Origin of the sequence: Novosphingobium sp. PhB165, assembly GCF_004341845.1 — a bacterium.
Taxonomy (GTDB): Bacteria; Pseudomonadota; Alphaproteobacteria; order Sphingomonadales; family Sphingomonadaceae; genus Novosphingobium.
Map to the genome: position 1 here is coordinate 148,032 of NZ_SLVB01000004.1, position 19,543 is coordinate 167,574.

25 protein-coding genes are annotated in these 19,543 nt (G+C 65.8%); 13 read left to right on the plus strand and 12 right to left on the minus strand.

Going from position 1 to position 19,543, the window contains the following annotated elements; genetic code table 11:
* Positions 1 to 2 precede the first annotated feature (2 nt).
* Both purD and EDF56_RS12255 read left to right on the plus strand, forming a co-directional pair.
* The gene (purD, locus tag EDF56_RS12250) at positions 3 to 1,289 is read left to right on the plus strand and encodes a phosphoribosylamine--glycine ligase (protein ID WP_132387768.1); all 1,287 of its coding nucleotides are present in this window, start codon (positions 3 to 5) and stop codon (positions 1,287 to 1,289) included.
* 4 nt (positions 1,290 to 1,293) lie between these two features.
* Positions 1,294 to 1,866, plus strand: coding sequence for a hypothetical protein (locus EDF56_RS12255; protein WP_207904692.1), 573 nt, complete (start codon positions 1,294 to 1,296; stop codon positions 1,864 to 1,866).
* Between the two features lie 188 nt (positions 1,867 to 2,054).
* Here the strand turns inward: EDF56_RS12255 and EDF56_RS12260 are convergent, their stop codons facing one another.
* Together EDF56_RS12260 and EDF56_RS12265 are read right to left on the minus strand one after the other, a co-directional pair.
* Complete coding sequence (locus tag EDF56_RS12260; protein ID WP_132387770.1) at positions 2,055 to 2,567, minus strand: hypothetical protein; 513 nt, start codon at positions 2,565 to 2,567, stop codon at positions 2,055 to 2,057.
* 83 nt (positions 2,568 to 2,650) lie between these two features.
* Complete coding sequence (locus tag EDF56_RS12265; protein WP_132387772.1) at positions 2,651 to 3,655, minus strand: adenosine kinase; 1,005 nt, start codon at positions 3,653 to 3,655, stop codon at positions 2,651 to 2,653.
* Between the two features lie 230 nt (positions 3,656 to 3,885).
* On the opposite strand from EDF56_RS12265, the gene EDF56_RS12270 reads away from it, so the two are divergent.
* The 3 genes from EDF56_RS12270 to EDF56_RS12280 all read left to right on the plus strand — a co-directional run bounded on the left by EDF56_RS12270 (position 3,886) and on the right by EDF56_RS12280 (position 6,557).
* A complete protein-coding gene (locus EDF56_RS12270) occupies positions 3,886 to 4,377 on the plus strand; it encodes a hypothetical protein (RefSeq protein WP_243652560.1) in 492 nt (163 codons plus the stop codon).
* A gap of 118 nt (positions 4,378 to 4,495) precedes the next feature.
* Positions 4,496 to 5,815 (plus strand): histidine kinase, encoded by a 1,320-nt coding sequence (locus EDF56_RS12275; RefSeq protein ID WP_132387774.1) that lies wholly within the window; start codon positions 4,496 to 4,498, stop codon positions 5,813 to 5,815.
* Positions 5,808 to 6,557, plus strand: a complete 750-nt coding sequence (locus EDF56_RS12280) for a LytTR family DNA-binding domain-containing protein (protein WP_279389713.1) — start codon at positions 5,808 to 5,810, stop codon at positions 6,555 to 6,557. The genes EDF56_RS12275 and EDF56_RS12280 overlap by 8 nt, the downstream gene beginning before the upstream one ends.
* Before the next feature lie 58 nt (positions 6,558 to 6,615).
* Here the strand turns inward: EDF56_RS12280 and EDF56_RS12285 are convergent, their stop codons facing one another.
* The gene (locus EDF56_RS12285; RefSeq protein WP_132387778.1) at positions 6,616 to 6,942 is read right to left on the minus strand and encodes a UrcA family protein; all 327 of its coding nucleotides are present in this window, start codon (positions 6,940 to 6,942) and stop codon (positions 6,616 to 6,618) included.
* 279 nt (positions 6,943 to 7,221) lie between these two features.
* Between EDF56_RS12285 and EDF56_RS12290 the strand changes: the two genes are divergently transcribed.
* The 3 genes from EDF56_RS12290 to EDF56_RS12300 are packed head-to-tail and all read left to right on the plus strand — an operon-like array spanning position 7,222 to position 9,302.
* Entirely contained in the window at positions 7,222 to 7,494 is a 273-nt protein-coding gene (locus tag EDF56_RS12290; RefSeq protein ID WP_243652561.1) for a hypothetical protein, read from the plus strand.
* Between the two features lie 52 nt (positions 7,495 to 7,546).
* A complete protein-coding gene (locus EDF56_RS12295) occupies positions 7,547 to 8,416 on the plus strand; it encodes a diacylglycerol kinase family protein (protein WP_132387780.1) in 870 nt (289 codons plus the stop codon).
* A complete protein-coding gene (locus tag EDF56_RS12300) occupies positions 8,406 to 9,302 on the plus strand; it encodes a metallophosphoesterase (protein WP_132387782.1) in 897 nt (298 codons plus the stop codon). Before EDF56_RS12295 ends, EDF56_RS12300 begins: the two co-directional genes overlap by 11 nt.
* A 155-nt stretch (positions 9,303 to 9,457) precedes the next feature.
* On the opposite strand, the gene EDF56_RS12305 is transcribed toward EDF56_RS12300, so the two are convergent.
* From EDF56_RS12305 to EDF56_RS12335, 7 genes are all read right to left on the minus strand, one after another.
* Complete coding sequence (locus EDF56_RS12305) at positions 9,458 to 10,174, minus strand: DUF2807 domain-containing protein (protein WP_132387784.1); 717 nt, start codon at positions 10,172 to 10,174, stop codon at positions 9,458 to 9,460.
* 28 nt (positions 10,175 to 10,202) lie between these two features.
* The gene (locus EDF56_RS12310) at positions 10,203 to 10,769 is read right to left on the minus strand and encodes a DUF1700 domain-containing protein (protein WP_132387786.1); all 567 of its coding nucleotides are present in this window, start codon (positions 10,767 to 10,769) and stop codon (positions 10,203 to 10,205) included.
* On the minus strand, positions 10,759 to 11,139 hold the full coding sequence (locus tag EDF56_RS12315) for a PadR family transcriptional regulator (protein WP_132387788.1): 381 nt from the start codon (positions 11,137 to 11,139) through the stop codon (positions 10,759 to 10,761). The genes EDF56_RS12310 and EDF56_RS12315 overlap by 11 nt, the downstream gene beginning before the upstream one ends.
* A 464-nt stretch (positions 11,140 to 11,603) precedes the next feature.
* Positions 11,604 to 12,122 (minus strand): 30S ribosomal protein S9, encoded by a 519-nt coding sequence (rpsI, locus tag EDF56_RS12320; RefSeq protein WP_132387790.1) that lies wholly within the window; start codon positions 12,120 to 12,122, stop codon positions 11,604 to 11,606.
* A complete protein-coding gene (gene rplM, locus EDF56_RS12325; protein ID WP_054442085.1) occupies positions 12,122 to 12,601 on the minus strand; it encodes a 50S ribosomal protein L13 in 480 nt (159 codons plus the stop codon). Before rplM ends, rpsI begins: the two co-directional genes overlap by 1 nt.
* 423 nt (positions 12,602 to 13,024) lie before the next feature.
* Complete coding sequence (gene cutA, locus EDF56_RS12330; protein WP_132387792.1) at positions 13,025 to 13,360, minus strand: divalent-cation tolerance protein CutA; 336 nt, start codon at positions 13,358 to 13,360, stop codon at positions 13,025 to 13,027.
* The gene (locus EDF56_RS12335) at positions 13,357 to 14,445 is read right to left on the minus strand and encodes a COX15/CtaA family protein (protein WP_132387794.1); all 1,089 of its coding nucleotides are present in this window, start codon (positions 14,443 to 14,445) and stop codon (positions 13,357 to 13,359) included. Before EDF56_RS12335 ends, cutA begins: the two co-directional genes overlap by 4 nt.
* A gap of 148 nt (positions 14,446 to 14,593) precedes the next feature.
* On the opposite strand from EDF56_RS12335, the gene EDF56_RS12340 reads away from it, so the two are divergent.
* The 5 genes from EDF56_RS12340 (at position 14,594) to EDF56_RS12360 (ending at position 18,071) form a co-directional block, all read left to right on the plus strand.
* Positions 14,594 to 14,980 (plus strand): MerC domain-containing protein, encoded by a 387-nt coding sequence (locus tag EDF56_RS12340; RefSeq protein WP_132387796.1) that lies wholly within the window; start codon positions 14,594 to 14,596, stop codon positions 14,978 to 14,980.
* A 62-nt stretch (positions 14,981 to 15,042) separates the two neighbouring features.
* Positions 15,043 to 15,255, plus strand: coding sequence for a sulfur carrier protein ThiS (gene thiS / locus EDF56_RS12345; protein WP_132387798.1), 213 nt, complete (start codon positions 15,043 to 15,045; stop codon positions 15,253 to 15,255).
* A 59-nt stretch (positions 15,256 to 15,314) separates the two neighbouring features.
* Positions 15,315 to 16,103: a bifunctional sulfur carrier protein/thiazole synthase protein gene (locus EDF56_RS12350; RefSeq protein WP_347812981.1), complete on the plus strand. Its 789-nt coding sequence runs from the start codon at positions 15,315 to 15,317 to the stop codon at positions 16,101 to 16,103.
* A gap of 140 nt (positions 16,104 to 16,243) precedes the next feature.
* A complete protein-coding gene (locus EDF56_RS12355) occupies positions 16,244 to 16,771 on the plus strand; it encodes a hypothetical protein (RefSeq protein WP_132387802.1) in 528 nt (175 codons plus the stop codon).
* 190 nt (positions 16,772 to 16,961) lie between these two features.
* Entirely contained in the window at positions 16,962 to 18,071 is a 1,110-nt protein-coding gene (locus EDF56_RS12360; protein WP_132387804.1) for an ionic transporter y4hA, read from the plus strand.
* A gap of 346 nt (positions 18,072 to 18,417) precedes the next feature.
* On the opposite strand, the gene EDF56_RS12365 is transcribed toward EDF56_RS12360, so the two are convergent.
* Entirely contained in the window at positions 18,418 to 19,092 is a 675-nt protein-coding gene (locus EDF56_RS12365; protein WP_132387806.1) for an MnmC family methyltransferase, read from the minus strand.
* Positions 19,089 to 19,532: an acetyltransferase gene (locus EDF56_RS12370; protein WP_132387808.1), complete on the minus strand. Its 444-nt coding sequence runs from the start codon at positions 19,530 to 19,532 to the stop codon at positions 19,089 to 19,091. Before EDF56_RS12370 ends, EDF56_RS12365 begins: the two co-directional genes overlap by 4 nt.
* Positions 19,533 to 19,543 lie beyond the last annotated feature (11 nt).

Consider the following 19,543-nt stretch of genomic DNA (forward strand, 5'->3'; position numbering starts at 1 on the left):
TAATGAACATCCTTCTTCTGGGCTCTGGCGGCCGCGAACATGCGCTGGCCTGGAAGCTGGCGCAATCCCCGCTCTGCCAGACGCTCTGGGCTGCCCCCGGTAATCCCGGCATTGCCGAAGTGGCAAGCTGCATCGATCTCGATGTCACCGATCATGCGGCGGTGCTGGCCTTCTGCGAGGCAAACGTGATCGGCCTGATCGTGATCGGTCCCGAGGCGCCGCTGGTCGACGGCCTGGGCGATTCGCTGCGTGCGGAAGGCTTCCCGGTGTTCGGTCCGAACCGCGAGCCGGCCCAACTCGAAGGCTCCAAGGGCTTCACCAAGGACCTGTGCGAGCGGGCGGGCATTCCCACCGCCGGATATGAGCGTGTTTCCACCGAGGCCGACGCCATGGCCGCGCTTGCCAAGTTCGGCGCGCCGGTCGTCATCAAGGCGGACGGGCTTGCGGCGGGCAAGGGCGTGACAGTCGCCATGACCATGGCCGAGGCCGAGGAAGCCGTGCGCGAGATCTTCTCGGGCCGCTTCGGCGAGGCAGGCGCGGAAGCCGTGATCGAGGAATTCATGGAGGGCGAGGAAGCCAGCTTCTTCGCGCTGACCGATGGCTCCACCATCGTCCCCTTCGCCACCGCGCAGGACCACAAGCGCGTGGGCGACGGCGATACGGGCCCCAATACCGGCGGCATGGGTGCCTACAGCCCCGCCCCGGTGCTGACCCCGGCGCTCGAAGCCGAAGTGATCGAACGCATCATCGCGCCGACCGTGCGCACGCTGGAAAACGAAGGCATGCCCTATTCGGGTGTGCTGTTCCTTGGCGTGATGCTCACCGCTGAGGGGCCCAAGCTCATCGAATACAACTGCCGCTTCGGTGACCCCGAGTGCCAGGTGATGATGATGCGCCTCGAATCGGACCTCGTCGAACTGCTGCATGCCTGCGCGGAAAACCGCCTCGCCGCGATCCAGCCGCCGCGTTTCAGCAAGGAGACCGCGCTGACCGTGGTCATGGCCGCCGACGGCTATCCCGGCACCCCCGCAAAGGGCGGCGCGATCGGCGGGATCGACAAGGCCGAGGCGCTGGGTGCCAAGGTTTTCCACGCCGGCACCGCGCTCAAGGACGGCGTTCTGGTGGCCAATGGCGGCCGCGTGCTTAGCGTGACGGGACGCGGCGGCTCGGTCGCCGAGGCGCAGGCAGCGGCCTATGCCGCCGTCGACGTCATCGACTATCCCACCGGTTTCTGCCGCCGCGACATCGGCTGGCGTGAAGTGGCGCGCGAAAAGGCGAAGGACGCGTAAGGCGATGGCGGGCAGGGTCGATACCGCGCTCAAGCTGGCGCTGGCGGCGGCGGCGCTGATCGCCGGTTCGGGCGTGGGTTATTACTACGGTGTGGTCCTGCCCGCGCAGGCCGCGCGCGAAGAAGCGCGCGAGAGCGCCGAACGCGATGCCGAGCAGGCCCGCCAGAAGGCTGCCGAAAAGGCGCAGGCCGAGCAGCAGCAGCGGCAGGAATCGGCCCAGCTCGAATATCAGGACTGCCTCAATTTCGCGGAGCTGTCCTACAAGGAGCGCTGGACCGCGAGCTGCCACGCGCAGCATGAGGCCGACGTTGCCGCGTTCCAGGATTGCAGCGACAATCTTTTCGCGACCGAGGAAGGCTGCCGGGCCAAGCATCCGATCCGTCCTGAGCGCGATTGCGCGCTCCCGGGCCCGACCGCGCAGAGCTATTCCGACGCGCGCGAACAGCGCAAGAATGAGTGCCTCGCGCGGCTTCAGGCGGCGCAAGGTGGAGGGCAGCCCCTGCCGCAGCAGAGCGTGCCGCAAATGGCGCCGCAGCCGATGCAGCAGGCTCCGATGTCGCAGGCTGCGGGTTACTGATTTCCCGAAGGACGAGGGTCGAACGGAAAGATTCCTGACCCATTCCGTCGCCCCCGCGAAGGCGGGGCCCCCGCTACCTTTTAGCGCGACTTCTCAAGAAAGGCGGGGTCCCGGCCTTCGCGGGGACGACGGCGGTTTGCACAGGGGCGATAGTGGTGGGTTGAGAGTTTACTAGTCCCTCTTGCCCATCACGCGGCCTCGCTCTCCATTAACAAGCGCACGACCATGGCCAGCCGCTTGGCGTCCTCGCGCGCGAGGTGTTCCTTGGGCAGGCGCTGCTTGGCCTCTTCCAGCGCTGCGACGACTTGCGGGCGGGTGTAGCCGCGATCCATCATCCATTCGCCGAGATAGCGGATCGGAAAGGGCAGGGCGGTGCCGAGCGTCTGGCACAGCACTTCCAGCCAGTATTCGTCCAGCTCGGCGTCCGAATAGACCGAGCAGCCGTCCACGAATTCAATCACTTCGGCCAGCACCTGACGGGCGGGCAGGCCGTCCAGTTCCAGCATGGCGCGGCTGATGCCGTGGAGCGCCTCGGCCTCTTCGGACCAGTCCCAGTGTTTCCAGGCGTCGAGCGGGCGGATCATCCAGGCGCGGCTTTCGCCGTCGATCCGGGCTATCGCCACCTCGATCGGATAGGACTGGCCATATTCGGGCAGGCAGCTTGCCTCGAAATCGATCAATGCCGGAATCGTCTGCGTCATGCGGCCTCGCGGGAGGGAGGGGACCGAACCCCCAACCTCTCCCGGAGTCTGTGCCGCGTCAATGGCGCGTCGTCAGGAGGGAATTACCCCAGAACAGTTGCTGCCAGCACCTTGAGGTCGGCCTCAGGGCGGGCGCCGTAGTGCGAGATCACTTCGCAGGCGCAGATCGCGCCGAGCTTGAGGCACTGTTCGAGGGTCTTGCCGCGCACGTGGCCGTAGAGGAAGCCGGCGGCGAACAGGTCGCCCGCACCGGTGGTGTCTACCACGCGTTCGATCGGCTCGGCGCCGATCTCGACGCGCTGGCCCTGCGAAACCGCAACCGCGCCTTCCGCGCCGCGGGTGACGACGAGCACCGGAATCTTCGGCGCGAGTTCGGCAATGCCCTTCTCGAAATCGTCATGGCCAAGCAGTGCGGCCATCTCGTGCTCGTTGCAGAACAGCACGTCGATCTTGCCGGTGTCGATCAGATCGCGGAAATCGGCGCCGTGACGGTCGATCACGAAGCATTCCGACGGGGTGAAGGCGATCTTGCGACCGGCCGCGCGGGCCGCGTCGATGGCCTTGCGCATTGCCGCGCGGGGTTCCTCGGGATCCCAGAGGTAGCCTTCGAGGTAGAGCACGGCGGCGCTGGCGATGGCGCTTTCGTCCAGCGCTTCGGCGGGCAGGTGCTGCGAGGCGCCGAGGAAGGTGTTCATCGTGCGCTGGCCGTCCGGCGTCACGAAGATCAGGCAGCGCGCGGTCGGCGTGCCGGCGCGGGCGGGCACGTCGAATTCGATGCCGCCGGCGCGGATGTCATGGGTGAAGACTTCGCCCAGCTGGTCTTCGGCGACCTGTCCGATGAACGCGCACTTCGCACCGAGCGCGGCAAGGCCGGCCAGCGTATTGGCGGCCGAACCGCCCGAGATTTCGCGGGCCGGGCCCATTGCCTCATAAAGGCTCTTGGCCTGATCGGCGTCGATCAGCATCATCCCGCCGCGCGAGAGGCCAAGCTCTTCGATCAGCGAATCGGGGCAGTTGGCAATGACGTCGATGATGGCATTGCCGATGGCGATCACATCGAGAGTCGGCGGCACGGTGGGTTGGGCCATGCTGGAAAATCCTTGGGTTCTGGAAATGTCGGGAAGTCAGGCCGCGACTGGAGGATTTTCAAGCCGGAGGAAATCCCCGAAAGGCTCGGAAAAACGCGGCAGACCAGACCCGGAGCGGGCCGGGCGCTGCCTCCATTCACAACCGGGCCCGCTCTAGCGCGCGCCCGGCCGCTCCGCAAGCGCGGCGGCGGTTGACAGCACCGGCGCTCCGGGCGATGCGAGGCGCAATCATGACCCAGACGAGCCCGATCCCGTTCGCTCTTCCCGCAAACGCCTGCCCCGACAACGTGCATAGGCGCCTGAGGGGCCCGCTCACGGCCGCCGCGCTGGCGCTCCTGCTCGCGGCCTGCGGCGGCGGTGCGGTCACCAGCACGCCGGCACCCAGCAAGCCCGTCCATCGCGGCGGATCGCGGCTGCCGGACGTGCGCCAGCCGAGCCACGTCGCGCGCGATCCCAAGTTCCAGGCGATCCCGGGCGTGGAAGGCGTGATCGGCGCCGACCGCACGCAGCTGGTGCGTCTGTTCGGCGAGCCTCGGCTCGACGTCATGGAAGGCGATGCCCGCAAGTTGCAGTTCACCGGGACAGCCTGCCTGCTCGACATCTATCTCTATCCGCCCACCGGCGCGAAGGAGCCGGTGGCGACGTATGTGGACGCACGGCGCGGATCCGACGGCAAGGACGTGGACCGCGCAGCCTGCATTGCCGCGCTCCGTAAGCCCTGACGGGGGCGGGGAAACCCCAAAGAAAACGCCCCAAAACGGGCATCTTTCGACGAAGGTCGATTCCCGTCCGATTTGCGAACTGGCGCAGACGGGAACTTTCGCGCTATCCGGGTAGACCATGTCGGATGTCGCCAATCAGCCGCGCGTACCTGCGCGGGTCGTCCTCCTTTCTCTCGCAGCGCTCTGGGCCTGCTATTTTCTCGTCGCCACGCTGCGCGGCGCGGTCATGGGCTATGACTTCGTCTGGCCGATCTTCTCGCGCCGGCTGACGATCTGCATCCTGTCCATGCTGGTGATGGCGGCGGTATGGCCGCTGCTCCAGCTGCTGGAGCGCAAATCGGGCGGCACGCGCCTGACCATCGTGCTGCTGGGCGCACTGCCGCTCGCGCTGCTGCTCAGCGTCATCAACGACGCGGTCTTCTCCGATATCGAGATGAGCCAGGCGTACGGCGACGAAGAGGACGCGGCGGCGGTCAAATCGGGCAAAGTCCGGATCAGCCGCGACGAGGCCGGGAATATCCTTGTCGACCTGCCCAATGCCGCCGTACCCCGCGCCCCCGGCGCGCCGGGTGTGCCGAGCGATGGCGCCAGCGATGTGTCGCCGCCCCCGCCCCCCCCGCCGCCCGAGCCGACCACGACCAGCGATACCAAGGCCTCGGCGATCACCATCCACACCGGCAAGGCGCTGGGACAGGAATATGCACGCTGGGCGACGGTGGCCGACACGGCCTTCACGCGCTACTTCCTGGTCTTGGCCTGGGCGGCGCTCTATTTCGCGCTGGCCAAAGCCGAGGAAGCCCGCGCGGCCGAGCGGCGCGAGGGCGAATATCGCCGCGCCGCATCCGCCGCCGAACTGCGTTCGCTGCGCTATCAGGTCAATCCGCACTTCCTGTTCAACACGCTCAATTCGCTTTCGGCGCTGATCATGACCGGCAAGCAGGACGATGCCGAAACGATGATTCAGACGCTCTCGACATTCTATCGCCGGACACTCTCGGGAGATCCCACAAGCGACCTCAAGCTTGTCGATGAGATCGAACTTCAGAAACTCTATTTCGAGATTGAGGCTGTTCGTTTCCCGAAACGCCTCGTTTCGACGATTGATATTGACGAGGCCGTCTCGGATGCGATGGTGCCGGGCATGATCCTGCAACCGCTCGTGGAGAACTCGGTCAAGTACGCTGTCGCCGCTACCCAGCGGCCGGTGACGGTGGCCATCAGCGCGCGGCGTGCGGATGACATGCTTGAGATTACCGTGAGCGACGACGGCCCGGGCGGAACCGTCAAGGGCGTGCAGGGCTTCGGCATCGGCCTGGGCAATGTGCGCGACCGCCTGCGGGCACGCTATGGCGACGCCGCGGAAATCACGTTCGGACGGCGCGAGACCGGCGGCTTCGCCACGGTCCTGCGCATGCCGCTGGAGTTTGCTCGTGCCTGAATCGTTACAGTCCGTGGAATCCGCGCCTCTGCGCGCGCTCATCGTCGACGACGAACCGCTTGCGGTGGAGCGCATGCAGGTGATCTGCTCCCGCATTTCCTCGATCTCGGTGATCGGTACCGCCAGCGACGGTGAGGCCGCGCTGCGCCTGATCGAGGCGCTGGAGCCCGATCTCGTCCTGCTCGACCTGACGATGCCGGAGACGGACGGACTCACCGTCGCCCGCCGGCTGGGCGAACTGGCTGAGGCGCCCGCCGTGATCTTCGTCACCGCGCATGACGAATTCGCGGTGGAGGCCTTCGATCTCGACGCGGTGGACTATGTGCTCAAGCCGGTGGCGCCGGAACGGCTGGAACGCGCGATCTCGCGCGTCGGTGCCCGGCGGGGCGAACGCACTTTGCCGACCGGCAAGTGGCTTGAGGAATTCTGGGTTCCGCACCGTTCCGAACTGGTGCGCGTGCCGGCCGCCGATGTCGAACGGATCGATGCCGAGCGCGACTATGTGCGCCTGCATGTCCGGGGGGCGAGCTATCTCTTGCTTCAGACGATCACCAGCCTCGAACAGCGGCTGGATCCGGAACACTTCATCCGCATCCATCGCAGTTGCATCCTGCGGCGCGATCATGTCTCGGGACTGCGTCATGAAGGGCTGGGGGTCTGGTCGGTCGAGACCGCCGATGGCGAGGCCCTGCGGATCGGGCGGACCTATCTGCCATCGGTCAAGAAAATGGCGGGCCGCTAGGGGACCCGCCAGTCTTTTTTCCGATTATTTTTTAGGGACTTCGTGAAGGCCACGGCGCTCAGTTCGTGGCCACGCGGGTGCCGTTGGCGCGCTCGACGACCGCAGCCATGTGCTCATGGGCCTGGACGAGCGCCTTGTTGTAGCAGGCCACGGCATCAGGATTGCGAAGGCGCGTACCCGGATCGATCATGTCGTAGCCGCAGGCATCGCGGGCGGCGGCATTGAGACGGCGTTCCAGGGTCTTCTGACCGGCGACAGACGTCAGGTTGAGATCGGCGTAACGGACGGTAACGTCCTTGGCGAAGACCGGAGCGGCAATGGTCAGGCTCAGTCCGGTAAAGGCGAGGGCAGCGGCTGCGGCTGCGATAGAAGTGGTCTTGATCATCGTGTCTTCCTCCTGGGTGGGCCGCTGGGCGGGGGGTCCCGTATCGGCCCGGTGAGTGTCTTGTGCACCGCACGGAGGGGCGTTTCACGCGGACCTCGACCGCAGCGCACCGCATGTCGACGAAGGGGCAGGGAGGCGGACGAACGACGTTCCGGGCCGACGAATGACTTGCCGCGCACAGGCGACAAAGCGCCGAAGATCAATCGCCTATCTCTCCGATTCGATAAGATGATTCGGCTGGACGCTGGCAAGATCGCATCGGCGCATGTACAGTTCGCTATGGCTATGGGACTTATTGTCGTCTTCTGCCTTGGCGTGTTCAACTTCGCCGCGCACAAGGCAGTGCTCGAATCGGGCCATCCGATGCTTGGCCACGTTCCCTGGCTGGTCGAGCCGATGGGCGGCCGCCTCAGCCTCATCGTCGAATATGCCATGCTGGTCGGGGCAATGATCATGGTCGCCGCCGGATCGATCGCCTGGGCCTGGCTCTATGCGTTCTATTCGGGGATCAACGGGCTGGCCGCCTGGCTCATCTTCTCCGGACGGGCGTGACGCTGCCCGCATCTTGCAGGGAACCCGCGCGGTTCTGGCCGGTTTTGGCGGCATGATCGGAGACTCTGATACTTCCTCTCGCCGCTGCTGGCTGATCTGCAATGCCGCCAGCGGCAGCAATGACGATGCGGCCGTCGCCGAAGTGGCCGCCGCACTGGCCGAGGCGGGTTTCCCGCCTGAGCGTACGTTCCGCTTTCCCGACGAACCTTCCCCCGCGCCCGAGGCGCTGGCCGCTGCCGGAGTCGACCTGCTCGTGGTCTTCGGCGGCGACGGGACCACGCATTCGGTGGTGGAAAGCGCGGTCGGCTGGGACGGCCCGCTGCTCGTTCTGCCCGGCGGCACCATGAACATGCTGGCCAAGCGACTGCATGGCGACGTGGCGGCGACGGACGTGGTCGGGCGTCTCGCCCCCGGCCGCTTGCGCACCACCCGTCCTCCGGTGATCGCCACGCGCCACGGCATGGCGCTGACCGGCGTGCTGGCCGGACCCGGCACGGTCTGGAACGAAGTGCGCGAGGCGATGCGCGCGGCGAACGTGCTGGGCGTGGTCGCCACCACGCGCGAGGCGATTGCATGGTCGGTTAAAGGTCCGAAAGTGGTCTGCGCCGAGGTCGACTGCGGGCGCGAGGACGGCTATGCCGCGATCACTGTGACCCCGAACCCGACCGGACTTGAAGCGAACGGCTATTATGCCGACACGCTGGGCGATTTCGCCGGGCAGGGCATCGCCTTGCTCAATCGCGATTTTCGCGATGGTCCGCACGACGAACTCGGCAAGCACACCCGTCTGCGGCTGGTCTGCCCCGATGGCGAGCCGATGGGTCTGCTGATCGACGGCGAACCGTTCGAAGGCGGCACGGAAGAGCAATTCCATCCCGCGACCCTGGAGGTCGACCTGGTGACAACGATCGATGAATCCTGAGGCTTCCGCCGCGCCTGCCGCTTCGCCCCGCGCCCTGCGGCTGTTTCACCTGAGCGACGTTCATTTCGGGCTGGAGGATCCGGAGGCGATCGCCTGGGCCGAGGCCTGCATCGCGCGTGAGCGGCCCGATGCCGTGGCCATCACCGGCGACCTGACGATGCGCGCGCGGCACCACGAATTCCGCGCCGCCTGCCAGTGGATCAAGGGGCTCGACGCGCCGGTCACGGTGGAGATCGGCAACCACGACATTCCCTATTTCAACCTCTACCAGCGGTTCTTCGATCCCTACCGCCGGTTTCGCTCGATCGAGCGACAGGTGGAGGCGCAGCTCGATCTGCCGGGGCTCGCCATCGTGCCGCTTCGGACGACCACCCGCGCGCAGTGGCAGCGGTTTCCCTGGTCGAACGGCTGGGTTACCGATCATGCCCTGCGCGAAACTCTCGTCGCGATCGACGCGTTGCCGGAGGGGACGCGGGTGCTCGTGGCGGCGCACCATCCGCTGATCGAGCGGCGAGCCAAGGACAACAAGCTGCTCACCATCAACGGCACGCGGACGATGGAAATTCTGGCCGGGCGCAAGGTGATGGCGGTGCTGTCCGGGCACATTCACGATGCGTTCGACCTTACGGCGGAAACCCCGGCTGGGCCGCTGCGGATGATCGGCGCCGGCACCCTGTCGAAGCGCATCCGCTCGACTCCGCCGAGCTTCAACGAGATCACCATTACCGGCGACGATATCCGCGTCGTCGCGCGCAATCTGGAACATCTGCCGACGGTGGCGATGCAGATCGACGAAGTGCCTGAAAATGCGCTGCCGCCGCGCGAACCGGGTGAACCGGTGGCCCCGGTCGGCGCGGTTCCGCCGGTCGATCCGCCCGTACACTGAAGCGTGCACTGAACTGCACCCAGACGACACCTAACCATACATGAAAGGGCCGCAGCATCCGGTGGAGATGCTGCGGCCCTTTTCGTATCGACCGTCCCGAGCGGGGGGATTTCGGAAGCGGCCTTTCCCTGAACCTTGCGGCTCTTTTCGAGCGCTTACTGGTAGTCGTGGTCGACCTTGCCGAGGCCGTTGATGTCGGTGGTGAGGTGGGCGGGCTTGCGGACCAGCCTGACCGAACCGATGCCGTCGATGGCGACCGAGACATTCCCGGTGGCACCGATCGTCACGCTGCCGACGCCGTCGACGCTGACCGTGGCGTCCTGCGCTTCCAGCTTGCCGAGGTCGAGGTTGCTGGCGCCCTCGGTCTGGACATCGAGCTTGCGGACCTTGCCCGAGGCATCGAGGTTGATCGCGCCCTGTGCCTTCAGCGTCAGGCTGTCCTGATCGAGGCCGGTCAGCGTCACGTCGCCCGGTGCGTCGAAATCGAACGCCGCGATCTCGGGCGCGGTGATGCGTACCTTGAGGCCCTTGTGCATGTGCAGGCTGCCGTCGATGCTGAGGCGGCCGTCGTTCCAGGTCAGGCGGTCCACCACCTTCTGCGGGCCGGTGACGATCATTTCGGACTTGTCGCCCTTGGTGAAGACCAGCTGGACGGGGATATCCATGGCCAGGCGGGTGCCGGGCTGGAGCGCGAAGGTGCGGGTCTTTTCGGGACCGTGGTCCTTCTCGTCATCGCCGAATTCGAAGCTCCAGCCGCCGTTGTCGCGGAATTCCTGCCGGAACTTGTCGCCGCCGACGACCCAGGCTGCACCGAAGGCGACGATCGAGAGGATCACGCCACTGGCGAATACGATGAGCAGCTTCCTGAACATCACTTGGTTCCTTTCTCTCTCGTGCCGATCAGTCTTCGGGGTGGATGGCGGGTTCGATCACGCGATAATGCAGGCGGCCGAACCACATGAGGGCATTGATGATCCAGATGCTCACCAGCGTCAGCAGGGCGCCGACGGCGACCGAGGCGCTCATGATGCCGAGGCCGCCGAGGATGGCAACCAGCACGCCGCCCGGAAAGCCGCTGAACGGTCCCGCGATCAGCACGAAGCCGCCGACGAAGAACATCACGATGGTGGCGACGAACAGGCCGAACATCACGCCCAGAACCGGCAGCACGATCGGCAGCAGGATCAGGATGTCGATGGTGGCGAGGCCCATGAAGGCCAGGATCGCGCCCCAGGCCGAGGAGGGCGAACGGCCGCTCTCCCAGTTCTTGAAGCCGGCCTCGAAGCGCAGTTCGCGCGCCAGCCTTGCCGGGTTTCCGAGCGCGGCGGCAACTTCTTCCTCGCTGCGACCTTCGGCGGCGCCAGCTTCGAAGTGCTCTTCGTAGTCGGCGACGATCTCGGCGATCACGTCCTGCGGCATTCCGGCCAGGCCTGCCTTCAGGCGCCGGATGAATTCGTTACGCGTCATGGCTCGGCTCCCCTTCTTCCTGCGGCGCCGCTGCCGGCGCGTCTGCGACCATCCTGCCGTCGATCAGGCCATCGACAGCCGCGGTGAAGCCGCGCCATTCGGCAACCTGTTCGTCCAGCCGCGAGCGGCCGATTTCGGTGATGCGGTAATACTTGCGCGGCGGACCCGAGGGCGATTCCTCAAGGTAGGTCACGACGAGGCCGTCGGACTGCATGCGGCGCATCAGCGGGTAGATCGTGCCTTCGCCCATATCGACCGCGTCGGCCATGCGGCTGGCGATCTCGTAAGCGTAGCTGTCACCCCGCGAAAGCAGCGCCAGGACGCAAAGCCCCAGCACCCCTTTCTTCAACTGGATTTCGATTTCGGACATCGAATCATCTCCTGCGGATGAGGAGTGTATATAACCAGCTACTGTGTAACGCAAGGTACCTTGCGTTGAGAAATACAGGGCGTAGCAAGGTACCTTGTCATAGGAAGGTACCTTGCCATCTGCGATGGGCGTATTGTGCTGGGAAACCGTCGGTTTTCTGCGGCGCGCGGGATTGGTCCTGACATCGGAAAGCGTCCCCCGCCGACGCTGGCTGATGCCCGCAACGTCATCCTGAACTTGTTTCAGGATCCATTTCGCCAATTACACGGCGGTTCGACCGGCGCGATGGACCCTGAAACAAGTTCAGGGTGACGATGGGGATTGGGAGTTGGGGGCGGGGACAATTTCAGCCGGTCGAGCCGGTGTGCCTCTCTAGGGCCCAGCTCTGCCGAAACCGCGCAACAAAAAAGGGCCGCGGTTTCCCGCGACCCCTTTTCGTAAAGCCGTAAGGCTCTCGAAGGCGATTAGCGCTTCGAGAACTGGAAGCTACGACGTGCCTTGGCACGGCCGTACTTCTTACGCTCGACGACGCGCGGGTCGCGGGTAAGGAAGCCGGCGGCCTTGACGGCAGCGCGCAGGGCCGGTTCGTACTTCGAGAGAGCCTGGGCGATGCCGTGCTTCACAGCGCCGGCCTGGCCCGAAAGGCCACCACCCTTGACGGTGGCGATCACGTCGTACTGGCCTTCGCGACCAGCAACCTGGAAGGTCTGGTTGATCACGAGACGCAGGGTCGGACGTGCGAAGTAAACTTCCTGGTCACGGCCGTTGACGATGATCTTGCCGCTGCCGGGCTTGACCCACACGCGGGCCACGGCGTCCTTGCGGCGGCCGGTGGCGTAAGCGCGACCCTGGGCGTCGATCTGCTGCTCGCGCAGCGGAGCGTTCGACACGACGGGCTTGAAGGTCTCTTCCGTTTCAACAACGGCGACTTCGCCGAGGTCCTTGAGGTCGGACAGGCTCTGAACGGTTTCGGTATCAGACATTACGCGCCAACCTTGTTCTTGCGGTTCATGGAAGCGACGTCGAGTGCTTCGGGCTGGGTGCCACCGTGCGGGTGCTCGGTGCCGGCGTAGAGGTGCAGGGCACGCATCTGGTCGCGGCCGAGCGGGCCACGGGGGATCATGCGCTCAACAGCCTTTTCAAGCACGCGCTCGGGGAAACGACCGGCGAGAACCTTGTCCGCGGTCACTTCCTTGATGCCGCCGGCATAGCCGGTGTGCTTGTAGTAGGTCTTGTCGCCAAGCTTCTTGCCGGTGAACTTCACCTTCTCGGCGTTGATCACGACGACATGGTCGCCGCAATCGACGTGCGGGGTGAAGCTCGGCTTGTGCTTGCCGCGCAGGAGGTCAGCGATGACGACCGCGAGACGGCCAACCACCAGACCTTCGGCATCGATCAGATGCCACTTCTTTTCCACCTCGGCCGGCTTGATCGACCGGGTGACCTTCGTAAGCGCCTTCATGGCTGGTCTATCCCTAATGTTCAGGTCGCGGGGCCGAATGCTTCGCTTTCACGAATCTCCGGCACTGCGGGAAGGCGGCCAAATCGTCGAAAAGCACGTGCAAGTCAAGCAGACTGCGGGATTCCATAGAGGTAAAATAATACCGTTTGGGTTTGCGGGGGATGTTGTGCATGGCGTTTTTGGGGGGAGCACGGCCTCCGGTCATACACTTCGTCGCCCCCGCGTAGGCGGGGGCCCCGCTTCTGCCTTCGCGCGACCTGACCGTTTGGGTGCCCGTCTGCCATGGGATCGTTATGCGCAAGGCAGCGGGATCCCCGCCTTCGCGGGGATGACGGGAAAAAGTAAGGGGATGACCGGGAAAAGTACGAGGAGAGGGGACGGTGGGCGGGTGATGAGACGCCGGAACGGTCGCCTCCGGCGGTCCTAACCGCCGATCCCCGCCAGCCACGCAATCGTGCCCGGCGCACCGGCATCGCAGCGCCAGCCGAGCACGGCAGGCTCCTCGTAGGGATGCAGTTCGGCAAGCCGCGCGACAGCGGCATCGAGCAGGGCGGCGTTGGTCTTGACCAGCAGGCCGAACTCGCGCGCGGTGCCTTTCTCGTCGTTCCAGACGAAGACTGAGGTCACGCCGGGGAGGAGGTTGCCGCAGGCCGCCAGCCGTTCGTCCAGCAGGGTCTCGATAGCGTAGAGCGCGCTCTCCTCGTCCGGGAAGGGGCTCCAGATCAGGGCCGGGATCGAGGTGGGCGCGTCTTCGTTCATATGCCGAACCCTACCTGATCGCGGCGCCCGAGGCCATGCGCGCCCCAGACCGTCGCCGCCACCAGCAGCGCGGCGCAAAGCTGGTGCGCCACCGCCAGCCAGAGCGCAACGCCCGACCAGACCGTGCAGATGCCGAGAATCACCTGCATGCCGAAGGCGCAGTGGATCGCCACCGAAGTCAGCCGCAGACGCATCGCCTTGAGCCTGCGGGCCATGACGATCAGCACGGCGACCACGGCCCAGGCCCACCAGCGGTGGACGAAATGGGTGAGGTAGGGATCGTTGACCAATGCATGGAGCGCGCCGCCCGCCCACTCGACGCCTTCGGGGAAGAACGTGCCCTGCATCAGCGGCCAGGCGTCCATGCTGAACCAGCCGGAACCGGCGACATAGCCCGCGCGCAGGCCCGCCACCATCGCGCCCATGAACAGCTGGAAGAACAGCATCGCCAACGCCAGCGCGGCGAAGCGGGTCAGGCGGGCCGGAGCCTGTCCGCGCCGCAGTTCCAGCAGGTCCAGCGCGGTCCAGACAAGGCCGCCCAGCGTCGTCAGCGCCACCAGCAGGTGCGCGGCAAGGCGGAAGTGGCTGACCCGGTCGGCCGCTTCGGCGGTCAGGCCCGAGGAGACCATCCACCAGCCGACCACGCCCTGAAGCCCGCCCAGCGCCAGCAGCGCCAGCAGGCGCGGCTTGTAGCCCAGCGGGATCGTGCGCTTGAACCAGAACCACGCCAGCGGCAGCGCGAAGGCCAGGCCGATCAGGCGTGCCAGCAGGCGGTGGACCCATTCCCAGAAGTAGATGAACTTGTACTGCCCCAGCGTCATGCCCGCCGGGCCGTTGACGTCGATATATTGGGGGATCCGCTTGTAGTGGTCGAATTCGATCTGCCACTGCGCCTCGGTCAGCGGGGGAATGGCGCCGGTCAGCGGTTTCCACTCGGTGATCGAAAGGCCGGATTCGGTCAGGCGGGTAATCCCGCCGACCGCCACGATCATCACCACCAGCGCGGCTACGAACAGGAGCCAGCGGACCATGGGGACGATGTCGTCGGTGGTTCCGAGGATGGGGCGACCGTCAGCGTTTCTCATGGCCCATGTCCCTGCGATCTTGCGACGAATTGCGCAAGGCCCCGTGACGTTCATCGTGAGGCGAGCGGTGCCGACCGGGCGAGAGTTTGTGCAGTTCGGCTCTTCGGGGGTCTTGCATGATGTTACAACATCACATAGATAATGCGGCATGCGGAACACCCTGATCGCGATTCGAAACCGGATGGACCGGGCCGGCGTCATCCTGAGCGGGCTTTGCGCCGTTCATTGTGTTCTTGGCGTGGTGCTGGTGGGCTTCCTCGGGCTCGGTAGCGACTTCCTGGGCGGCGAAGTGCTGCTGTCGCCCGAGATTCACCGCGTGGGCCTGATGCTGGCGGTGATCGTCGGGGTGATCTCGCTCGGCTTCGGCGTTGCCCGCCACGGCCGGATCGCGCCGCTGGTGATCGGCGGGCTCGGCCTTGCGCTGATGGCCAGCGCTATCCTTGTGGGCCATGGCTTTGCCGAATCGGTGCTGACCATCATCGGCGTCTCCTTCGTGGCCTTCGCGCACATCCGGAACATGCGCCACGCGCATTGAGGGTTTCGGGAAAGTGCCGATTGGGCACTTTCCAAATCCGTTCTCCGCGCTATCTGCGGCCCATGGCTGAAGACATCCTGCTCACCGTCAATGGCGAACCGCGCCGCATCGCGCCCGGTTCCAGCATTGCCGACCTCGTCGCCGATATCGGCCTCGACCCCAAGAAGGTCGCCGTCGAGCACAATGGCGAGATCGCCCCGCGCTCGACGCTGGGCGATGTCGTGCTGGCGGACGGGGATGTGCTGGAGATCGTCCACTTCGTCGGCGGCGGCTGACGACACGCGCCGCTCTCACCTTTTTTCCGAATCCACGCTCCCCCGAAAGGATGCGCACCTTGACCGATACCACCGCTGCTTCCGACACCTGGACCGTCGCCGGTCGCACGTTCAACTCGCGCCTGATCGTGGGCACCGGCAAGTACAAGGATTTCGCGCAGAACGCGGCAGCGGTCGAGGCTTCGGGCGCGGAAATCGTCACGGTGGCAGTGCGCCGCGTCAATGTGTCGGACCCCAAGGCGCCGATGCTGACCGACTTCATCGACCCGAAGAAGATCACCTACCTGCCCAACACCGCCGGTTGCTTCACGGCCGACGACGCCATCCGCACCCTGCGACTGGCGCGCGAGGCGGGCGGCTGGGATCTGGTGAAGCTGGAAGTGCTGGGCGAGGCGCGCACGCTCTATCCCGACATGCGCGAGACGCTGAAGGCCACCGAGATCCTCGCCAAGGAAGGCTTCCTGCCGATGGTCTACTGCGTGGACGATCCGATTGCGGCGAAGCAGCTTGAGGAATGCGGCGCCGTGGCGGTGATGCCGCTGGGCGCGCCGATCGGCTCGGGCCTCGGCATCCAGAACAAGGTGACGGTGCGGCTGATCGTCGAGGGCGCCAAGGTGCCCGTGCTCGTCGACGCCGGAGTCGGCACCGCGTCGGAAGCGGCGGTGGCGATGGAACTGGGCTGCGACGGCGTGCTGATGAACACCGCCATCGCCGAGGCGAAAGATCCCATCCGCATGGCCCGCGCCATGAAGCTTGCCGTGCAGGCCGGACGCGACGCATATCTTGCCGGCCGCATGGGCCAGCGCCGCTATGCGGACCCTTCAAGCCCGCTTGCCGGCCTGATCTGATGGTTAACGAAATCGTTTCGGAATGCTTCCGCGAGCGACCGTAAGCAAACCTTTGCATGCTTAAGCTCTTTGTAATCTGAGAGAGCGGAAAATGGCTCTCGTGAGGAAGAGACGATCTTCCGAATCACGGGAGCCAGAGCATGACCTACCTTGGCACGGCCACAGTCACGATCAGCGAACTGCGCGAATTCGCCAGCTTCTCCGCGTGCGAGCAGCGCTATATCCGGCGCAGCCTCGACGTCGGGCTTGGCCGCCACGATGCCTTCGAGCTCTGGGGGCGCAACGCCACCGAAGTGATCTCGATCCGCAAGCAATATGCGGCTTATGACGACATCAAGGCCCTGCGCACGGCGCGGCCGGACGATGTCAGCCTTGACGATGTCGAGGTTTTCATGGGCAAGCTGCTACGCGTGGCCGCCTTCGACCTTTCGCAGGAGCGGATTTCGTCGTTCGCGTCCTTCCGCTTCCTCTACGAGCGCCTGCTGGGCGCCTGGGTCCGGCCCTGGCTGCCCGGCGCCTTCTGCGGCGCCGCCGCGCTGCCGCAGATCCCGCCGGAGCGCCGCAAGCTGCTGCTCCATTCAATCAGCGAAGCCGCTGCCACCGCGCCCGGCTGGTCCGATCGCGAACCCTGTTTCTATCCGGAGTGGATCGAGAAGGAAGCCGCCTGAGCTTTCCTCCGATCGCTTTTCTCCCGGAGCCTGCCGGGTCGCAACCGCAACGGGCCCAGTCATGTGTCGGGGGGCATAGGCTGGAGGACGCGCCGGATGGAAACATCCGGCGCGTTTCGTTTATGGCGGGCATTCATCACCCGACTCATCCAACTGGCCGCCCGGCCAATTTCGCCTATAGTGCAGGGCCATGAGCCATTCCGAACCCGCCGCCGCCAAGGCCGCCGCCCGCTTCTCCGCGTACGGCCTGGCGCCGTGGTCGCTGGTTGTTCCGATCATCGCGCTCTGCGCGGTGGCGCTGGGCAAGCCTTCGAGCATTGTCATGGCGACCATCATCGCCGTGGCACTGGGCGGGGCGGTGATGGCGGCAGTCTACCACGCCGAAGTCATCGCCCACCGCGTGGGCGAGCCGTTCGGCACGCTGATCCTGGCCTTCGCCGTGACGGTGATCGAAACCTCGCTGATCGTCTCGATCATGCTGAGCGAAGGCTCCGGCGCGCAGGCACTGGCGCGCGACACGGTGATCGCGGCGATCATGATCACCATCAACGGCATCGTCGGCGTCTGCCTGCTGCTGGGCGGGGGGCGGCATCACGAGCAGGGCTATACCCAGTCCGGCGTCAACCACGGCCTTGCCATCCTTGCGACGCTGTCGGTGCTGACGCTGGTCATGCCCAACTTCACCACCAGCAGCGCCGGCCCGTTCTACAACGACAATCAGCTGATCTTCGTCTCGATCGATGCGTTGATGCTCTATGCGACATTCGTGGTCGCCCAGACGATCCGCCACCGCGACCACTTCCTCTATCCCGAGGAAGACGACGGCAATCACGACAAGGTGCCGGCCGCCAAGGCCATCGGCGCCGCGGTGATGCTGCCGGTGGCGCTGATCGCCGTGGTCCTGCTGGCCAAGGCGCTGTCACCCTCGATCGAGGCGGCCGTTGCGGCGATGGGCGCGCCGCCCGCGCTGGTCGGCATCATCATCGCCGCGCTGGTGCTGCTGCCCGAAAGCCTTGCCGCGCTCAGCGCCGCGCGGGCCAATCGGGTTCAGACCAGCCTCAACCTGGCCATCGGTTCCGCGCTGGCGACGATCGGCCTGACGATTCCCGCCGTGGCGCTCACCTCGATGGCGATGGGACTGCATCTCGAACTCGGGCTGTCGTCCAAGTCGATCGTGCTGTTGGGGCTGACTCTGCTGGTGGCGTCGATGACGCTGAGCACTGGCCGCACCACGCTGGTTCAGGGCATGGTGCATCTGGTGATCTTCGCTGCTTACCTGTTCACGACGCTGGTGCCTTAAGCGGCGCGACGGTCCTGTCCGGGGCCGCAAAGTTTCCGCCAATTCCAAACCCGTCATCCCCGCGAAGGCGGGGATCCCGCTTCCTCTTGTGTAGGGCTGAGAGGTCGACAAGAAGCGGGACTCCCGCCTTCGCGAGGGCGACGAGTTGTGAGGATGGTGGCTCGCCCCGACGCGGCTGGGGTGGCTAGGTTGTCGGAGCCGCATTTGGGATGCGCCGAAAAGGCCACCCGCCCTTCGTCATTGCGAGCGGAGCGAAGCAATCCAGAGCGGCACAACACGGCTCTGGATTGCTTCGCTACGCTCGCAATGACGAGGGGGACGGCTTCCGGCAGGACGCCGCCGCCGCTTACTCCGGCGTAGCGAACCAGATCACGTGCTTCGGACCCTTGCCGTTGCTGCGCGAGGGCACTTTCACTTCGTCCACCTTGAATCCGGCCCGTTCCAGACGGCGCGTGAAGGCGGGGTCGGCTCCGGCGGACCAGATCGCCAGCACACCGTCAGGCGTCAGCGCATTGCGCGCCGCGCGCAGGCCGGTCTTCGAATAGATCTGGTTGTTGTCCTCGCGCACGAGGCCGTCGGGGCCGTTGTCCACGTCCAGCAGGATCGCGTCGTAGTCCGCGCGTGACCCATCGATGATATGCGCGACATCGCCCATCACCAGATTGACGCGCGGGTTGTCGAGGCAGCCCTGCGCCAGTTCGGCCATCGGTCCGCGCGCCCATTCGATGATCTCGGGCACCAGTTCGACGACCGTGAGCTTCGAATCTTCCGGCAGCGTGCGCAGCGCGGCGCGCAGGGTGAAGCCCATGCCATAGCCGCCGATCAGCATGTGCGGGCGCTTGGTCACGCCCTTGATGCGATCCCACGCCATGGTGGCGAGGGCTTCCTCGCTGCCCCACTTGCGCGTGGACATCAGCTCGTTGTGGCCCAGCACGATCATGTAGTCCCGATCGTGCTTGTAGAGTTCGAGCTTCTCCCCGTCCGGGATCCACGCGGTGTCGATGAGTTCGCGCTTGATCATGCTGATGTCTTTCCGGGATGGCGCAAGTGAATGAGGGGGTAGGGGCGGCCATCCGCGTCGCGTTCGGATCGGCCGATGCGCAGGAAACCGCGCGATTCGTAGAAGGGCAGGGCGTTGTCGGCCTGCTCGTTGGCATCGACGCGGGCCTGCGGCTCCAGCGCCAGCGCATGGGCGACCAAGGCGGAGCCGAAGCCCCGTCCGTGGACCGCCGGATCGACGAAGAGCGCCTCTATCGATCCGTCCGCGAAGACCATGAAGCCTTGCGCGGTGCCGCCTGCATCCTCGGCGATCCACAAGGGGACCGCCGGGAGCATCGCCTCGACTTGACCCGCGATCTCGGCCCTGTGCTCCGCCGACAGGAAGCCGTGGGTGGCATCCACCGCCGCGCGCCAGATGGCAAAGGCGCGCGGGGCGTCGTCAGGAGAGCCGGGCCGGATCATCGGGGCCCGGT

Excerpts from the sequence above, each read along its gene's own strand:
- purD (WP_132387768.1), top strand. The coding sequence starts at position 3 with ATGAACATCCTTCTTCTGGGCTCTGGCGGCCGCGAACATGCGCTGGCC.
- EDF56_RS12255 (WP_207904692.1), top strand. The coding sequence starts at position 1,294 with ATGGCGGGCAGGGTCGATACCGCGCTCAAGCTGGCGCTGGCGGCGGCG.
- EDF56_RS12260 (WP_132387770.1), bottom strand. The coding sequence starts at position 2,567 with ATGACGCAGACGATTCCGGCATTGATCGATTTCGAGGCAAGCTGCCTG.
- EDF56_RS12265 (WP_132387772.1), bottom strand. The coding sequence starts at position 3,655 with ATGGCCCAACCCACCGTGCCGCCGACTCTCGATGTGATCGCCATCGGC.
- EDF56_RS12270 (WP_243652560.1), top strand. The coding sequence starts at position 3,886 with ATGACCCAGACGAGCCCGATCCCGTTCGCTCTTCCCGCAAACGCCTGC.
- EDF56_RS12275 (WP_132387774.1), top strand. The coding sequence starts at position 4,496 with ATGTCGGATGTCGCCAATCAGCCGCGCGTACCTGCGCGGGTCGTCCTC.
- EDF56_RS12285 (WP_132387778.1), bottom strand. The coding sequence starts at position 6,942 with ATGATCAAGACCACTTCTATCGCAGCCGCAGCCGCTGCCCTCGCCTTT.
- EDF56_RS12290 (WP_243652561.1), top strand. The coding sequence starts at position 7,222 with ATGGCTATGGGACTTATTGTCGTCTTCTGCCTTGGCGTGTTCAACTTC.
- EDF56_RS12295 (WP_132387780.1), top strand. The coding sequence starts at position 7,547 with ATGATCGGAGACTCTGATACTTCCTCTCGCCGCTGCTGGCTGATCTGC.
- EDF56_RS12300 (WP_132387782.1), top strand. The coding sequence starts at position 8,406 with ATGAATCCTGAGGCTTCCGCCGCGCCTGCCGCTTCGCCCCGCGCCCTG.
- EDF56_RS12305 (WP_132387784.1), bottom strand. The coding sequence starts at position 10,174 with ATGTTCAGGAAGCTGCTCATCGTATTCGCCAGTGGCGTGATCCTCTCG.
- EDF56_RS12310 (WP_132387786.1), bottom strand. The coding sequence starts at position 10,769 with ATGACGCGTAACGAATTCATCCGGCGCCTGAAGGCAGGCCTGGCCGGA.
- EDF56_RS12315 (WP_132387788.1), bottom strand. The coding sequence starts at position 11,139 with ATGTCCGAAATCGAAATCCAGTTGAAGAAAGGGGTGCTGGGGCTTTGC.
- rpsI (WP_132387790.1), bottom strand. The coding sequence starts at position 12,122 with ATGTCTGATACCGAAACCGTTCAGAGCCTGTCCGACCTCAAGGACCTC.
- rplM (WP_054442085.1), bottom strand. The coding sequence starts at position 12,601 with ATGAAGGCGCTTACGAAGGTCACCCGGTCGATCAAGCCGGCCGAGGTG.
- cutA (WP_132387792.1), bottom strand. The coding sequence starts at position 13,360 with ATGAACGAAGACGCGCCCACCTCGATCCCGGCCCTGATCTGGAGCCCC.
- EDF56_RS12335 (WP_132387794.1), bottom strand. The coding sequence starts at position 14,445 with ATGAGAAACGCTGACGGTCGCCCCATCCTCGGAACCACCGACGACATC.
- EDF56_RS12340 (WP_132387796.1), top strand. The coding sequence starts at position 14,594 with ATGCGGAACACCCTGATCGCGATTCGAAACCGGATGGACCGGGCCGGC.
- thiS (WP_132387798.1), top strand. The coding sequence starts at position 15,043 with ATGGCTGAAGACATCCTGCTCACCGTCAATGGCGAACCGCGCCGCATC.
- EDF56_RS12355 (WP_132387802.1), top strand. The coding sequence starts at position 16,244 with ATGACCTACCTTGGCACGGCCACAGTCACGATCAGCGAACTGCGCGAA.
- EDF56_RS12360 (WP_132387804.1), top strand. The coding sequence starts at position 16,962 with ATGAGCCATTCCGAACCCGCCGCCGCCAAGGCCGCCGCCCGCTTCTCC.
- EDF56_RS12365 (WP_132387806.1), bottom strand. The coding sequence starts at position 19,092 with ATGATCAAGCGCGAACTCATCGACACCGCGTGGATCCCGGACGGGGAG.
- EDF56_RS12370 (WP_132387808.1), bottom strand. The coding sequence starts at position 19,532 with ATGATCCGGCCCGGCTCTCCTGACGACGCCCCGCGCGCCTTTGCCATC.